At 67.9% G+C, this 14,842-nt stretch carries 14 protein-coding genes; all 14 read right to left on the bottom strand.

Going from position 1 to position 14,842, the window contains the following annotated elements:
* Nucleotides 1–132: 132 nt before the first annotated feature.
* Nucleotides 133–1,242 carry a DegT/DnrJ/EryC1/StrS family aminotransferase gene (locus H5T65_07975; protein ID MBC7259171.1) on the bottom strand — a complete coding sequence of 370 codons (1,110 nt, stop codon included), beginning with the start codon at nucleotides 1,240–1,242 and terminating at the stop codon, nucleotides 133–135.
* Between the two features lie 84 nt (nucleotides 1,243–1,326).
* Nucleotides 1,327–1,803 (bottom strand): beta-1,4-galactosyltransferase, encoded by a 477-nt coding sequence (locus tag H5T65_07980; protein MBC7259172.1) that lies wholly within the window; start codon nucleotides 1,801–1,803, stop codon nucleotides 1,327–1,329.
* Nucleotides 1,803–2,279, bottom strand: coding sequence for a hypothetical protein (locus H5T65_07985; protein ID MBC7259173.1), 477 nt, complete (start codon nucleotides 2,277–2,279; stop codon nucleotides 1,803–1,805). The genes H5T65_07980 and H5T65_07985 overlap by 1 nt, the downstream gene beginning before the upstream one ends.
* Nucleotides 2,280–2,286: 7 nt before the next feature.
* Nucleotides 2,287–3,243 carry a glycosyltransferase gene (locus H5T65_07990; GenBank protein MBC7259174.1) on the bottom strand — a complete coding sequence of 319 codons (957 nt, stop codon included), beginning with the start codon at nucleotides 3,241–3,243 and terminating at the stop codon, nucleotides 2,287–2,289.
* Complete coding sequence (locus H5T65_07995) at nucleotides 3,244–5,001, bottom strand: nucleotidyltransferase family protein (GenBank protein MBC7259175.1); 1,758 nt, start codon at nucleotides 4,999–5,001, stop codon at nucleotides 3,244–3,246.
* Nucleotides 4,998–6,035 (bottom strand): glycosyltransferase family 4 protein, encoded by a 1,038-nt coding sequence (locus tag H5T65_08000; GenBank protein ID MBC7259176.1) that lies wholly within the window; start codon nucleotides 6,033–6,035, stop codon nucleotides 4,998–5,000. Before H5T65_08000 ends, H5T65_07995 begins: the two co-directional genes overlap by 4 nt.
* 6 nt (nucleotides 6,036–6,041) lie before the next feature.
* Nucleotides 6,042–7,187 carry a glycosyltransferase family 4 protein gene (locus tag H5T65_08005; GenBank protein MBC7259177.1) on the bottom strand — a complete coding sequence of 382 codons (1,146 nt, stop codon included), beginning with the start codon at nucleotides 7,185–7,187 and terminating at the stop codon, nucleotides 6,042–6,044.
* A complete protein-coding gene (locus H5T65_08010) occupies nucleotides 7,184–8,062 on the bottom strand; it encodes a class I SAM-dependent methyltransferase (protein ID MBC7259178.1) in 879 nt (292 codons plus the stop codon). Before H5T65_08010 ends, H5T65_08005 begins: the two co-directional genes overlap by 4 nt.
* Entirely contained in the window at nucleotides 8,059–9,222 is a 1,164-nt protein-coding gene (locus H5T65_08015; protein ID MBC7259179.1) for a glycosyltransferase family 4 protein, read from the bottom strand. Before H5T65_08015 ends, H5T65_08010 begins: the two co-directional genes overlap by 4 nt.
* Nucleotides 9,219–10,694 (bottom strand): O-antigen ligase family protein, encoded by a 1,476-nt coding sequence (locus tag H5T65_08020; GenBank protein MBC7259180.1) that lies wholly within the window; start codon nucleotides 10,692–10,694, stop codon nucleotides 9,219–9,221. Before H5T65_08020 ends, H5T65_08015 begins: the two co-directional genes overlap by 4 nt.
* On the bottom strand, nucleotides 10,691–11,911 hold the full coding sequence (locus tag H5T65_08025; GenBank protein MBC7259181.1) for a glycosyltransferase family 4 protein: 1,221 nt from the start codon (nucleotides 11,909–11,911) through the stop codon (nucleotides 10,691–10,693). The genes H5T65_08020 and H5T65_08025 overlap by 4 nt, the downstream gene beginning before the upstream one ends.
* A gap of 18 nt (nucleotides 11,912–11,929) precedes the next feature.
* Nucleotides 11,930–13,111, bottom strand: a complete 1,182-nt coding sequence (locus H5T65_08030) for a hypothetical protein (GenBank protein MBC7259182.1) — start codon at nucleotides 13,109–13,111, stop codon at nucleotides 11,930–11,932.
* Nucleotides 13,112–13,171: 60 nt separating this feature from the next.
* Nucleotides 13,172–14,344, bottom strand: coding sequence for a glycosyltransferase (locus H5T65_08035; GenBank protein ID MBC7259183.1), 1,173 nt, complete (start codon nucleotides 14,342–14,344; stop codon nucleotides 13,172–13,174).
* The coding region (locus H5T65_08040; GenBank protein MBC7259184.1) for a glycosyltransferase at nucleotides 14,341–14,842 on the bottom strand (502 nt) is incomplete at its 5' end. The genes H5T65_08035 and H5T65_08040, both read right to left, overlap by 4 nt.

Here is a 14,842-nt window from a genome sequence, read left to right on the forward strand (position 1 = left end):
CCAAGCCATCTCACCAACCTCACCCCCTCAGTCCCCCTCTAGGGGGCGGCCGCAGGCCGGGGGTGAGGTGTGCCAACCGCCGCTTCGCTGCTCAGAAGGACAGTCTTACGGGTGCCCGAAATCCTGGCCCGACTACCGAGGCCCCCTGAAGAACTCGCGGACGGCGCCCGCCACCTCATCCACCTGCGCCTCGGTCATCTCGGCGAACATGGGCAGCGAGAGAATCTCGCCCGCCAGGCGCTCGGTAACCGGGAACTGCCCCTTGCGGAAGCCCAGCCCCTGGTACGCCTCGGTCAGCGGCAGCGGGATGGGATAGTGCATTCCCGTGCCGATGCCGCGGCCCGCCAGGAAGTCGCGCAGGGCGTCTCGGCGCTCCGTGCGAATCACATACAGATGGTAAACGTGCTCCACGCCGGGCATCACGAAAGGCCGCACCACTGGCAAATCGGCCAAACGCTCTTCGTACCATGCGGCCACCTGCCTCCGTCGGGCGTTCCATCCGTCCAGGTGGCGCAACTTCACGCGCAGCACCGCCGCCTGCAGGGTGTCCAGTCGGCTGCAATAGCCCTCCATAACGTGCTCGTACTTGCTCTTCTGACCGTGATTGCGCAGGAGGACCAACTGCCGCGCCAGGGCCTCGTCATCGGTTACGACCGCGCCACCGTCGCCGTAAGCGCCCAGGTTCTTGGCCGGATAGAAACTGAAGGCGGCCAGGTGCCCCATGCTCCCCGCGCGGCGCCCCTTGTACCGCGCGCCATGGGCCTGGCACGCGTCCTCCATGACGAGGAGATTGTGCCTGCGCGCCGTGTCCAGGATCGGCTCCATGTCGGCAGGCTGGCCGTACAGGTGGACAGGCAGAATGGCACGGGTGCGCGGCGTGATGGCTTCCTCCAGCAGGGCCGGGTTCAGGTTGTACGTCCGCTCGTCCACATCCACCAGGCGGAATGCCGCGCCGGTCTGGCTGATGGCTTCCGTGGTGGCAATGAACGTGTTGGCGGCGGTGATCACCTCGTCGCCCGGGCCGATGCCCGCCGCCAGCAGCCCCAGGCGCAGCGCGTCGGTGCCGTTGGCAACGCTGATGGCGTGGCGCACCTCGCAGAAACGGGCGAACTCGGCCTCAAACTCCGAAACGGCCTGCCCCAAGATAAAATCGCAGCGATCCACCACGGCCTGGATCGCCCGATCTATCTCGGGCTTCAGCGTCGCGTACTGGGCCTTCAAATCTACGAAAGGTACAGCCATGTTGTTTCCCCCTTCTCTAACGATTCAGCGCGCTGCCTGGATACGGCAGCGGCCCATTGCTCACCGCGGAGTCGCACGGAGCAGTCAGAACCCGTACCCCTCCGAACCGGCGGCAACGCGGGCCAGGTAGTCCCGAATCACCTCGTGGATGCGCGTGGGCGGCACCGTGTAGGGCCTGAACGCCATGGAGCGCGCCCGCCGCAAATCGGACTCCAAGTCGGCCAGGCGCTTGCACCAGATCAGGTGGCCCTGGCGCTCCATGTGGCCCAGCAAGTCGTCCTGGTGGCGGTCGTAGCGGTCCGGGTTGCTCAGAGCCACCAGCGGCTTGCCCATGCTCGCCACCTCTACGACCGTCCCCAGGCCGCCGTGCGACACGATGACATCGGCCTGGCGGTAGTACGGCTCCAGCGAGGGCGCGTTGCGGAACCAGCGCAGGTTGCGCGGCTCGTAGCGCCCGCGCCCGATCTGCGCCACGACTTCCTCGCCCAGCCGCGGCGCGATGCGATCCATCTCCTCCACCAGCGCGTCAAAATCGGTCGTGCCGACGGTTACGAAGATCATCACCACAGCCTCCCCGCATAGACGGCCCTCGGATACTTCTCCAGCAGCGGCTCCCATTGCACCAGGAACAGGTCAGCCAGGCGGTACATGATTCGGCCGGTGGTGGACAGCGCCGTAACCCGCGAGCCGGTCTCCACGAAGATGACCTTGACGCCCATCAGTTTGCACACCAGCGCCACCGGCACGGCCACGCTCGGCCCTGTGCTGATCATCGCCAGCGGGCGGAACCGCCGCACCGCGCGCCACGCCTGCCACGCGCACACCAGGAACTTGCGCACATCGTTGGGCAGGTTGTGAGCCTTGTCGCGCGGGCGAATCACGCGGAATATCGGCCCAGGCACGGTGATCTTCTTCTCCGACAGGTCGTCGTCGGCCACCAGCACATAGCCGAACTCGTACCCCTCGCCCAGGAGTTCCACGAGGCGCACCATCTCCTTCGTGTGGCCGCCCTCGCCTAGCACCGCCAGAATCCTCATGTCGCCCTCACCTAACCCGCGATGCCCGTCGCGTGGCCAACACGCGCTCGTACACCGCCAGAATCTGTCGGGCCGTGGCCTCCAGCGACAGGTGCGCCACGCGCTGCCGACCGTCGGTGCGGCCCCCGCGCGCCAGGGCCAGGCGCAGTTTCGCCGCCATGTCCTCTGGCGTGCGTTCGCACAGGTAGCACCCCTCGGTGCCGCCCATGATCTCGGCCACGTCGCCCACATCCACCGAGACGATGGGCAGGTTGCACGCCATCGCCTCCTTGATGACCATCGGCGACCCCTCAAAATCCGACGCCAACGCCAGCGCGTCGCAAGCGTTCATGTACAGCGGCATCTCCGCGTGCGGGCGGTTGGACGCAATGACCAACTGCACGCGGCTGTCCTCCGACGCCAGCAGCCCCACCGCCGCCTGGATGATCTCCAGCCGCTTCTCGGGCCGCGGCTCGCCCGCAAATAGAACGAGTTTGGCGTCCGAGGGCAGCCCCAAACGGGCACGCGCCTCGGCCTGGGGCATGGGCGCGAACCGCGCCATGTCCACGCCGCACGGGATGACGACGGCATCTTCGTCGCCCAGCGCGCCCTTCACCCCGCGCGACGTAACGATAACGGCGTCCACGCGCGGCGTGATCCAGCGGCACAGGTGGCCCTGCCACCCCAGGACGACCTCAATGCCGTGGTGCGTGAGCACGACGGGCAATCGGCGCTGGCTGATCGCCACCAGCCCCGAAAACACATAGTGCGCGTGGATGAGGTCGTAGGGCGCGTGTCGGCGCAGGTGGCGGCGCAAATCGGCAAACCCGCGCGCGTAGTTCAGGCGGCTCGCCTTGCCGTCCATGAAGAACACGTCCACGTCAACCCCGAGGGCGCGCAGCGATTCCACCTGGTCGCGCACGAACGTGCCGAAGGCGGGCTTGTCCGCCGTCGGGTACATGTTCGTTACGACGAGCACGCGCATCTATCCTTGCTCCAGGAACGGGCGCTTCGCCCGAGGGTTGAACAGGAAAAGGCCGTTGATGAACGTCCGATAGCGCCGATAGTAGCGAAGCAGCGACAGGCGCACCGCCTCGCCCGAAACGGCTTCCAGCGGCTGGGTGGCGTCCAGCAGGCGCGCCCGCCCCGCCTGGGCCAGCCGTCGGTACCAGGCAGCCTGCCGCGCCAGAAACGCCTCCGACTCCTGTCCCGCCTTGCGGTGGGCAGCCACGGCAGGCGGCGCGTCCAGCAAGAACCAAAGAGCGGGGCGCGGCGAGACACGCTCCAGCAGGCGCAGCGCCAGCGGAACGCGCCCATCGCCGACGGCGTCCAGGTAGGCCGCCACTTCCGCCTGGGCGTCGGCCACGTAGCGGTCGGCGATGACTACCCACCCGCGCAGCAACGGCCAGGCAACGCGGGCCAGGTACTGCCGCCACAAATCCAGCGCGATGACCCACGGCCACAGCCGACGGACAAGCGGCCGCCGCCACAGGGCCTCCCGCCGCTGCCAGGGATCAGGCGCGTTCCCGCCCTTGCTACGGCCAGCGTCCGACGTCCCACCCAGCCATCGCTTGCCCAGGCGAATCAGCGCGTCGGTCAGCGGCGAGGACGCCTCTCGCGTCCACACGACCCGCGCGCGGATGTCGCACGCCCCGAAGGCCGACCGCAACGCCTCGGCGTGGGCGGTCTTGCCCGATCCGTCCACACCGCTGAAGGCCACAAGCATGGGGCGCTGCGAGCGCACCTTGAGCCTGCGCCGCACGCCCGCCAGGGCATGGCGAACCGCGTCGTCCCACTTCTGCGCGGGCGACAGGCGACGGTCGCGGGCCACCTTGGCGAAGTACTGCCGCTTGCTGTAGGCGAAGGGAATCCGCGCGGGCAACGCCGCCGCGTCCACGGCGGGCAGCGACGGCGCGCGGCGCGGCACGTGGGACGGGATGCGGGCATCCGCGAACCACGCCGCCTCCACCCGCGACGCGCACCCCAGGATGACGTTCAGCCCGGCGAGCCAGCCGCGTTCTTCCGCCTGGCGCGCGCAGTAGTCCCAGTCAAAGCCAGAGCCGCCCAGGCAGTGGCGCGCCTTGACCACATCCCATATCTTGAATTCCTTGTCCTCGTAGAAGGCGTGGGCCAGCGTTACCAGCAACTCATCTTCCGGACACAGGATGGACACCGCAGGGTCGTCGGCAGAGGGCCGAACCCGCTCCCACAGCCACTCGTCCACCAGGAAGCCCGTGCCCCAGCCCACCTGCGTGTGCAGGTGAATGGCGGAGACCTCCGCTCCCCCAGCAAACCGCTTGAACAGAAACTTCCGCGGCTCCTCAATGTTGCGCAGTTCCACGTAGCCCAACTCGTAGAGCGCCTGCGCGGCGGGCAACTCCAACTCCGGCGGCACCAGCAAATCCACGTTGTCGCTGCGATACGGGAACGAAGGCGCAATCCCCGCCGACTTGATGAGGGCGCACGGCACCCCCAGCGACTGCAAGGCGTCGCGCACCTTCAGGTACTCGCCCCTCTGTCGGTTCAGGCTGGCCTCCTCCTGCGCGATGGCCTCCGCCAACGGCGGCGCGCCCCAGACGGGCAGGTCTGGGCGCAGGCGGCGGGCCGACAGCAGCGGCACCTTGTTGCGCCGCAGGCAGGCCACCAGCGCGTCCAAATCGGCCTGCGCCCAATCCTCGGCCGCCACCGACTTCGCGCCCGCATCGCTGAGGAAGACCGCCAGGCGCAACTCGCGCTCGCTCATGGAGTCCCTCCGGGGATAAGCAGGCGCGCGGCGGCGGCCCAACTGTACGGCTGCACACGGGCGCGGGTGCTCGCCGACCTCTCGGCCAGCGCCTGCCGCACCGCATTGGCTAGTTCCGCGTCGTCCGAGACGTAGCGCAGGCCGTTGCCCTGCGGGAACAGCCGCGGGAGTTCGCCGAAAGGCGTGCTCACGACGGGCAGGTTGCACGCCATCGCCTCCAACACCGACAGGGGAATTTCCACGCTGCCCTGCGCCGAATGCACGGGGAACACATAGCAGTCGGCCATCTGGTACAACTCGGCCAGGCGCTCCACGTAGCGGGTGATAACGATAGCCCCCGCATCCTCCAGCGCGCGCACCAGCGCCTCGTCCACGCCGAACGCCGAACTCCCCAAGACCAGGACTTGAGCCGCGCCCTGCAATGCCCGCTGGAGCGACGCCAGCGCGCGGATGTTTCGGTTGGGCAGGATGTGCCCGGCGTGGAACACGAGGGGCACATCGGGGGCCAGCCCATACTGCGCCCGAAGCGCGCGCCGTCGGGCGGCGTCGGCCGGGACGAACGTATCGGTGTCCACGGCGGGCGGCAGGATGCGCACGTCGCACCCCATTTCGCGCAGGGGGGCTGCGGTGGCCTGCCCTTGCGCCCACACGGGGCCGGCGCGCAGCAGCGGGATGACAAGCCGCGCCAGGCGCCCGTACCGGCGCGGCTGGAACGCGATGAGCGCGACCGGCGTTCGGGCATAGGCCGCGAGGACGCGGGCGCGCACAAAACTGAACAGCGTGGCGCACGCCGTCGGGACGTACAGGGTGTACTCGGGCTTGAACGGGCGCACGCGCCGCGCGAGGTCGGCGCTGAGAAGCAGACGGTTGGCCCGCACGCGATGCACGCCCGCATCCGGCATGCCCTCGCCCCTGCTCGTGAGCGCCAGCACATCGTGCGAACCCCGCAGCGCCCTGAGCAAAAGCCAGGACGCCTTCTTGATGCCCTCGTCAAAGGGCGGCACCAGCGCCTCGGAGAAATACAACACGCGCATTCCGGCTCACCCTCCCTGCGCCACCTGGCGGTACAGATCCACATAGCGCGCGACGACATGGCGCAGGCTGTAGCGCTCCTTCACGCGCTGCCTGGCAGCGGCCCCCATGCGGCGGCGCAGCGGCTCATCGGTCAGCGCGCGTACCAGCCGGTCGGCCAGGCTTGGGATGTCATCCTGCGGCACGACGTACCCGCTCACGCCGTCCTCTATCATATCGGGCACGCTGCCCACGCGCACCGCCACGGATGGCTTCCCGGCAGCCGCCGCTTCCAGGATCACGCGCGGCGAGGACTCCTGCCGCGATGTCAGCGCCAGCACGGCGCACTCCGAATAGGCGCGCAGCGTCTCATCGTAGGGGATCAGCCCCCGAAACGCCACCGCCTCGGTCAGGCCGTTCTCGGCCGCGTAAGCCTCCATCCGCTTGAGATACGGGCGGTCGTCTATGCGGCCGGCGAAGTGGACATGGGCCTCGGGCACCCGCTCGCGCACGAGTTTCAGCGCCTGGAGCAACGCCAGCCCATTCTTGAGTTCGGTAACGGTTCCCGCGCACAGGATGCGGCCGGGGACGGTGCGGTCGGGAACGGCAAAGTAGTCCTCGGAGACGGGGATGGGGATTTCGGTCCACCGTGGGTCGTTTTCAGCGCGGTACTCCCTGCGCACGTAGGGGTTGATGGCCACCACCCTGCGCACCCGCTGCACGGCGAATCGGTCAAACAGCGTCGCCGCGCGGTAGCGCAGGCGGTCAAACCACGTCTTTCGGAATATCTCGGCCTCGCGCCACACGATGCCGTGAATGGTGAGCACCGTCGGGAATCCTGCCAGGATGCCCGCCGCCGCGTAGTGGCCCATGTGCGCGTTGACCACATCCGGCTGGATGCGACGGAACTCGCGGCGAAGTTTCCAGACGGACGTGAGCATGTTCGGCACCACGCGACGGCGCGGCGCATGGAGATAGTGCACGAACACCGGGCCATCCTGCACGACGCGGTCGGCCTCTACCTCCTTCGTGCAGTGAACCACGTGGAGTTCCAGGCCGTCCACCGCCTTGAACCCGCGCACCAAATCGCACGCGACGGCTTGCAGCCCCCCGGACCGCCGCGAGGCATCCAGCGGATACATGATGGCAAGCGCAACGCGCAGGGGCCTGCTCACGACGCCCTCCCCCGGCGCGGCGCGAAATAGCGGACGTAGGGGCTGGACTGCCCGCGCTTCTTGGCCACGTAGATGTACTCCGACGTGAAGCCCAGGCGCTCCAGCCAGCGCCGCAGGGTATTCAGCCCAAACCCGTAGCCCGACGCGACAGGCCCCTTCCTCACGGCCACGACCTCCAAGTCGGCCTTGCGGAACTCGGCCAGCCACCGGGACTTGCGAAAAGCCCGGAACTCCTCCAGATGGCCCAATGACACGCCGTGCGTCTCCGGGATGAACCAGCGGTACAGGAACGAATGCGGGCGCTTGCGCGTCTTCGGGTTGTTGTCGGCGTCCGGGGCCACGGGCGCTGGCGCGTGGCCTGTGGGCGTGTGGCGGCGCACCTTATCGGCCAGCACCCGACCCCCGCCCCGCGCAAGCACCTGTTCAAGAAGGACGATGATGTGATTCGGGAAGTACAGCAACAGTTCGCAGAGTTTCCAAAACGGGCTGGGGACGACGTGAATCGTTACCCCATCGTCCTTCAGCACCCGGTGGATGCCTGTCAGGGCGCGCTGCGGCGCAGGCAGATGCTCCAGCAGGTTGGATGAGAACACCAGGTCAAACGACCCTGGCGGAAAAGCGTCGCCGACCTCTTCGGCGTCCAGCACCTGGTAGTCCACTGCATCGTGCGAGGGCAGGCTCAAGATGGCCGGGTTGAGGTCCGTAGCAATGAGTCGGCGCACGTACTTCACCAGAAGGGCGCTCTGGAACCCATCGCCCGCCCCCAGTTCCAGCCCCTCCGCGAACACTCCATCCGGGCAGTCGCGGAAGATGATGTCCATCTCCCTGGTTCGGTAGGCATGTAGCCACTGATACCAATCGGGCTTGATTTTCACGGCGAGGTACTCCTTTCGCCGCCCCGCTCCAGGCGCAGGACATCGGCATAGACATCCAGGACGCGCCTGGCGACCACGGCGTTGCGGAAGTTCTCCTCCGCGTAGGCTCGGGCAGCATCCGCCAGCGATGCGGCCAACGCGCCATCGGACAGCACCCGCGCCAGCGCGTCCCGCAGGCCGGCAACGTCCCCCGGCCGCACCAGCAACCCGTGCACGCCATCCTGGATGATGTCGGGAACGCCCCCGACGGCCGTGCTCACCACCGGCACGCCCGCGGCCATGGCCTGGGCCACGGCGGCGGGCAGCGTCTCCTGCCACGAGGGCAACGCCAACACGGCGGCGCGGGCGTATTCCGCCAGGATGCCGGCCTCGGGCAACGGGCCCAGCAACTGGACGCTGTCCTCCAGGCCGTGCTGGGCCACCAGGCGACGCACCTGCGCGACGTAGCCCGGAAACTGACGGACGTCGCCCGCAATCCGCAGGCGCACGCCGGGCACATGCCGACGAACGCCCGCGACCGCCTCCACCAACTCGCACACAGCCTTGCGGGGGCTGACCACGCCGGCGAACAGAATCGTGTGCGGTTCGGGCGCACGCGACAGTCCGAAGAACCGCTCGGAGATGGCATTGGGCACAAACCAGACGCGGGCGCGGGTCCAGGGGGCGAACTCGCGGGCCACGTAGGGCGCGATGGCGATGAGGTAGCGCGTTCGGCGGAGACACCGCCGCTCGTACCAGGCGTCCCAGAGGCCCCGTGCGCGCTGCGAAAGCCCGCGCACATACGCGAACTCGCGGAAGGCTACCCCGTGCGCGGTGATCACGGCAGGCGCGCCCGAAGCCAGCGCCGCGCCCGCGTAGAACGTCGTCCCCTGCCCGTGCACCAGGTCAGGCTGCTCCTCGTCCACGATGCGGCGGATGGCCCGAAAGTCGCCAGCGTAGCCCACCGCCCGACCCCACCGGAGCCGAGGCACGTAGGTAATTCTCACCGCGCCGCGCATGCGAGATTCGGGCGAGCGCACCGAGGGCAGCGACGTAACCACGTGCAGGCTCACGTCGGCATGGGCCGCCGCGCCGTCCAGAAAGTACATGACCGTGGACTCCACGCCCCCGTGAGCGCGTTCCCAATCCAGCGGGAATGGGCTTAGAATCAAAACCTTCACGCCGCCCCCTCTGCCGACTTCTTCGGCACGATGAGAGCCTGCCCGCCTCCCAGAATCCACCCCAGGACGCCGCCGACCAGCACGTAGAACAGCACCGCGCCAAATGCGAAAATCACCGTATCCCCCGCCATGCCGGGCAGGAGATAGGCCACGAACGCGCCCCACGTCGCCACGATGAGGCTTCGCGCCTTCTCGTCGGCGATGCTGCGGTAGAACCGAACCGTAACCCAGAATGCCGATAGCAGGAACCCCAAGTACGGGACGAGGGTCACCAGTCCGCCGTGAACCAGGATGTACACCAGCGAATTGTGCGGCGACATGAGCACCCGCGCGTTCGGGTCCGCGTACTGATACGCCGCTCCCCGCGCGTACAGCGTGTACAGCGCCGCGAAGTTCCCCTGCCCCACGCCGGTGAACGGGTGCGCCTTGATCATCTTCCACGCGGTTCCCAGCACCTGCATGCGCCAGATGATGGGCCCTTCGGCTTGCAGGCGTTCGCGGATGGCCGGCGTCGCGCTGACCACCCCCCAGGTTACAACCAACAGCACGACCGCCGTAATGAACACCGGCAGGAAAATCTTGCGGAAACGGGGGTAGAAGGGCAACATCACCAGCAGACTGGCGATGAAAGCGGCCCACCCCGAGCGGTTGTAGCACATGAACGACCCCACCGCGAGCGCCAGCAGCACGCCCAGCCACACCAGGCGCCGCCCTCGCGTCTTGCTCTCAATCATGCCGCGGGCCGCAAGGGGAGCCGCCATCGCCAGGCACACCGCCGTGAACGCGGGGTTGCCCAGCAAATTGACGACGCGGCGCACGTGGGTGGAGTAGATAACGCTGCGGTCTTCGGGGTAAAACAGGGTAATCCCCGTCATCTGCTCGTGGGTGGCCAGCACTGCCAGGTACAGCCCCACGACGGCGATGGCAATGGCGATGCGCTTGACGTCGCGCTCGGTGGAGAACAACTGCCGCGCAAGGAAATAGGCCACCACCGGCACCAGCCAGATGTCCCAGTAGTTCTGCAGCGCCTTGTTGGTGGACATGGGCGCTCCCGAATAACTGATGAGGGTGAAGACCGCGAAGAGCGCCATGAAGATGTCGCTCCAGATGACGCGGGACAACTTGCGCCTTCCGATGGCCACCTGCGCCGCCCACAGCGCCAGCAACACCAGCGTAACCAGGCGGCTCAGTTTGAGGTCGGGGATGCCGTGCCCCAACTGGATGTCCAGCGGGATGAACCGCGCATAGGGCGCGACGATCATCCACAGCAGCATCCCCATCTTCGGATCCACGACGACGGCCCCCAGGCAGAACGCCACGCCAACGGCGGTAACCACCGTGGCGTACTGCGGGGACACCAGCAGAACCCCCAGCGCATATCCCAAACCCAGCGCGACGGCAACGAGCGCGATCCGCCCGATAAGGCGAAGCACCCTGCCATCGCCGGAAAGCCACTCCAACCTACGAATCATTGCAACTCCTCGTACACAGCCTGAACCCCCGCCACGTACCGTTGCACCGTGAACCTCGCCTCTACCTCGCGGCGGGCGGCGGCAGCCAGGCGCTGGCGCAAGTCCGGCTCGCGCATCAGCCGCTGCAACGCCAGGGCCAGGCGCTCCGCGTCCCCCGGCGGCACGAGAAGGCCCGTCCGCCCGTCCTCCAGGATTTCGGGCACGGCCCCGGCGGCGGTGGCCACAATCGCCAACCGCGCCGCCATCGCCTCCACGATCACGCGGCCGAACGGCTCCGGCTCTATGGACGTGTGGGCCAGCGCGTCCACCGATTGCAGGAGCGCAGGCACATCCGCCCGGAAGCCCGCGAAGACTACGCGCCCCTTCAACGGCCCAGACTCCACCCGGGCGCGCAGTCTCTGCTCAAAGTCGCTGCCGCGCCAGCCCTCGCCCGCGATGCAGCCGAACAGGCGAGGGTGCTCCGGAAGCAGCCGCTCCATCGCGTCCAGGAACACCTCATGCCCCTTCCAGGGCACCATGCGCCCCAGCAGCGCCACCACGAAGGCGTCCTGGGGCAGGCCCAACTCCGCCCGAATGCGAGGGCGCTCGCCCGCAAGGTCCGGGAACTCCGTCAGGTCCACGCCGTTGTAAACGACATACCATTTGCGCATGGGCGCGCCGGTGTCCACGAGCCAGTCCGCAATGGCCCTGGAGATGAAGATATAGGCCGCCACGCGCGGCAGCAGCAGGCGGTCAAAGCGGGTCGGCGGCTCAAAGGAACGCACGTGGCACACCACCGGCACCCGCGCCCACAGCGCGCCGAGAATCTCGCCGCGGTTGAACGGAATGCCGTCGTTCACATGCACCCAGTCGGGCTTCACCTCGTACACAAGTTTGGCAAACGCCTCTGCCCTCTCCAGAATGCGCGGTAGGTGCTTGGCCAGGAAGCCCGCGCTGTGGTACAGGCGGCGGCCCCATTCCCAGTCGCGCAACTTCCGCGCCGCCGAAGTCTGCGTTATCCCCTTCAGCAGGCCAGGAGTCTGAGGCGGCGTGTTGGCCCACGGACGGGTGAGCACCTGCACCCCTAGCGCCGCGAACCGATCGGCGAACGGGTTGCCCTCTGCCACGAGGACGATGGGCTCAAACCGCGTCCGATCCAGCCCGCGCACCAGGTGATGCAGGCTGATGAGAGACCCGCCGATCTGGGGGGCCTTGTCCACAAGCAACACGCGCCGCATTCGCGCCAACTCCGCAGACTACTGGGCTTGCGTCCCAGGCTTCGGGCGCCCAAGCGACTCAATGAACTCCAGCACGAACGCCAGGATGATGCCCGCCGCCGCGCTAATGGCCACGCCCACCAGCAGCAGGCGCGGGAGTTGGGACGGGGCGGGGCGGTCGGGCTGCCGCGCCGGTTCCGCAACCTGGATGAACCCCGCGTTCAGCGACTGGCTTTCCTTCAAGGCCGCTTCGTTCAGTTTGCCCGACAGGAAATTCACGTTGGCCTGAATCTCGTTCACGGCGGTCTGCTTCGCATCGTATTCGGAAGTCAGGCCGATGAGCGATAGGAGGCGCGTCTCGCGGTCGGAGATCATCTGCTCGTATTCCAACCTGGCCACCTGCGCCGCCTCGGCGCTGATTCGGGCCTCCGCCGCCTTCTGGGCGTAGTCCCGCGCCAGGCCGTAGTAGTACGATGCGGTGCCGGTAGCGCCGCGCGCCGCCGCCTCTTCGGCCTGCTGGGTGGCCTTGTCCGCCTGTTCCTGGTACAGCGTGGCCTCGCGGCTCTTCTGTTCGCCCTGCATCACCACCATATCGCGGCTGAACCGTAACTGACGCAGTTCGTCCTGGTAGGCCGTCAGTTCGCGCTGGAGTGAATCCAGGTTGTGCTGCAATTTGAACTGCAGGAAGGCTTCCTTGGCGGACGCCAGGCTTTTCTGCTGCTTCTCCAACTCCTGGGCGATGAACACGCGCAACACGGTGGCCCGCTTGGCCCGCAGGTTGCGATAGTACACCAGCGCGTTATCCACCAACTTGGTAACGATGGTCTCGGCATCTTGAGGGGAATCGGCCTCGTAGGAGATGTAGATAAACTCCTCCTCGGTTCCCACCGTCATGCGGTCCAGCAAGTCCACCGCGCTGATGCCCAGGTTCAGGTCGGCGATGGTCTGCCAGGCCACGATGGGGCGCTTCAGGGCGGCGATGAAGTCCTGCTGGGCCGTGGAGATTTCCTCCGCGGCGGGGCCCGACCTGAACTCCGAGAACAGCGCCACATCGCCGGGCTCCGAGGCGATGACCTGAAGCCGCACGGTGGCCTGGTACACCGGCCCCGCGGTCAACGATGTCAGCAGGATGACGCCTACCGTCAACGCGACGATGAGGCCGATGAGCCACGCGCGCTTCCAAATCACCCTCAAGTACATGAGAAAATCGGTTGTCTCCATCCTTCACCTCACTTATCTACGCCCCGCAACGCCGAACGCACATCCGGGGCGTCTCTTCGTCTATTCGCGGTGCTGCAAAAAGGCGGCCAGTTGCGACGCGATGAACGCCACGCGGGCCTCCCAGGAATGCTGGGCGGCGACGCGGCGGCGCTCGGCGCGGGCCGTCTCGTCGTCCTGCGCCATCGCCGCCTGCACGGCCTCGGCGAAATGCGCGCCGTCGGCGATGGACACCCACCGCGAGAAGGCCATCGCCGCCGGTATGGGCGTGGATACCACCGGCCGCCCCGCCGCCAGATACTCGTACATCTTCAGCGGGTCAATACTGCGCGTCCATTCGTTTAGTTTATACGGCATGAGGCAAATGTCCAAACCCTTGACGTAGTGCGGAACCAGGGCCACGTCCTTCTTGCCCAGGAAGTGCACGTTGGCCTCGCGCCGAAGGTCAAAACTGCTCGCGTCCTCGCGCACGGCCCACGGCCCCACCAGCACAATAGACCAGTCGGGCCGCGCGCGCGCCAGGTCGCGGAGCAAGGCGTAGTCCACCTTGTCGTTCAAGGCCCCCACGTAGCCAACGCGCGGCCTGGGCAGCGCCTCCAGGTCAGCGGGCAGGCTGGGGTCTTCCAGCGCCCGCGAGAACGCCTCGTAGTCCACCGCGTTGGGCACGAGATAGGTGCGCGGGTTGTACTGGCCTTTGCTCTCCATCAGCGCGGGCGAGGTTACGAACACCAGGTCGGCGCGCTCAATCAGCCGCCGCTCTCGCTCCAGAAACGCCTCGCGGCGTTCGGGGGTCAGCCCGCCGTAGCCCGCGTAGTCGTCCACGATTTGATACACGCACGCCTTCTCGCCGAATTGCCCGATGACATCCGCCTGGTCCGGCCGCACAAGCCACAGGATGGGTCGCCCCGCGCCCAGCCGCCGCATCGCCACCCGCAAATCCCGGCGGCGCAGGCGGGCGAACAGCGACGCCAGGGGTTCCCGACCGCTGATGGGTGCCCACAGCGGCGGCGTGTACACGTACAGGTTGCCCAGCGCCTTGCGCAGGCGCGGCCGCCCGCCCCAGGGCCGTATCGCGCCGCTCCGCAGCCCGGCCCACACCTGGCGCAGGTAAGGCCGCGGCTCCACGTAGATGACCAGGTTCTGCCGCGCCAGGCGGCTCATGATCTGGTGTCGGTTGCGCCAGATGTCGTCCCACGGGTCTGGCGCGAAGCACAGAATGGTCTCGCCGGCGATCATGCCTGCACCCTCCGCGCCCTGCGGTAGGCGGCCAGGTGTCGGCGCGCCAGCCCGTCCCAGCCGAGCGACTCGGCATACGCCAGCGCCTCGCGCCTCGCGGCGTCCCTGTCCAGCGCGGCGGCCTGCGCCAGGGCACGCACCAGGCCATGCGGGTCGTCCGGCTCGTAGAGGACGCCGCGACTGCCCTCCACCAGGGCGGGGAAGCAGCCGATCCTCGGCGCGACGATGGGCACGCCGAACGAGAACGCCAGGAGCGCCGCGCCCGACGTGGTTACCTCCCGATAGGGCAAAACGTCTGCATCGGCGGCCAACAGGTAGCGGTGCAGTTCCTCGTCGGGGACGTACCCTAGCCGCAGGCGAATGCGCGGGTCGCCGTGCGCCGCCGCCTCAATGCGCGCCGCGTAGCCCGCGGCCTGCGGGTTGCCCGCGATGAGCAGCACGTACCCATCGCCCTCCAACTGGCGAAACGCCGCAATCAGTTCCTCCACGCCCTTGTAG

The sequence above is a fragment of the Chloroflexota bacterium genome (assembly GCA_014360805.1).
In the GTDB taxonomy this organism is placed as follows: Bacteria; Chloroflexota; Anaerolineae; order DTLA01; family DTLA01; genus DTLA01.

Excerpts from the sequence above, each read along its gene's own strand:
- H5T65_07975 (MBC7259171.1), bottom strand. The coding sequence starts at position 1,242 with ATGGCTGTACCTTTCGTAGATTTGAAGGCCCAGTACGCGACGCTGAAG.
- H5T65_07980 (MBC7259172.1), bottom strand. The coding sequence starts at position 1,803 with ATGATCTTCGTAACCGTCGGCACGACCGATTTTGACGCGCTGGTGGAG.
- H5T65_07985 (MBC7259173.1), bottom strand. The coding sequence starts at position 2,279 with ATGAGGATTCTGGCGGTGCTAGGCGAGGGCGGCCACACGAAGGAGATG.
- H5T65_07990 (MBC7259174.1), bottom strand. The coding sequence starts at position 3,243 with ATGCGCGTGCTCGTCGTAACGAACATGTACCCGACGGCGGACAAGCCC.
- H5T65_07995 (MBC7259175.1), bottom strand. The coding sequence starts at position 5,001 with ATGAGCGAGCGCGAGTTGCGCCTGGCGGTCTTCCTCAGCGATGCGGGC.
- H5T65_08000 (MBC7259176.1), bottom strand. The coding sequence starts at position 6,035 with ATGCGCGTGTTGTATTTCTCCGAGGCGCTGGTGCCGCCCTTTGACGAG.
- H5T65_08020 (MBC7259180.1), bottom strand. The coding sequence starts at position 10,694 with ATGATTCGTAGGTTGGAGTGGCTTTCCGGCGATGGCAGGGTGCTTCGC.
- H5T65_08025 (MBC7259181.1), bottom strand. The coding sequence starts at position 11,911 with ATGCGGCGCGTGTTGCTTGTGGACAAGGCCCCCCAGATCGGCGGGTCT.
- H5T65_08030 (MBC7259182.1), bottom strand. The coding sequence starts at position 13,111 with ATGGAGACAACCGATTTTCTCATGTACTTGAGGGTGATTTGGAAGCGC.
- H5T65_08035 (MBC7259183.1), bottom strand. The coding sequence starts at position 14,344 with ATGATCGCCGGCGAGACCATTCTGTGCTTCGCGCCAGACCCGTGGGAC.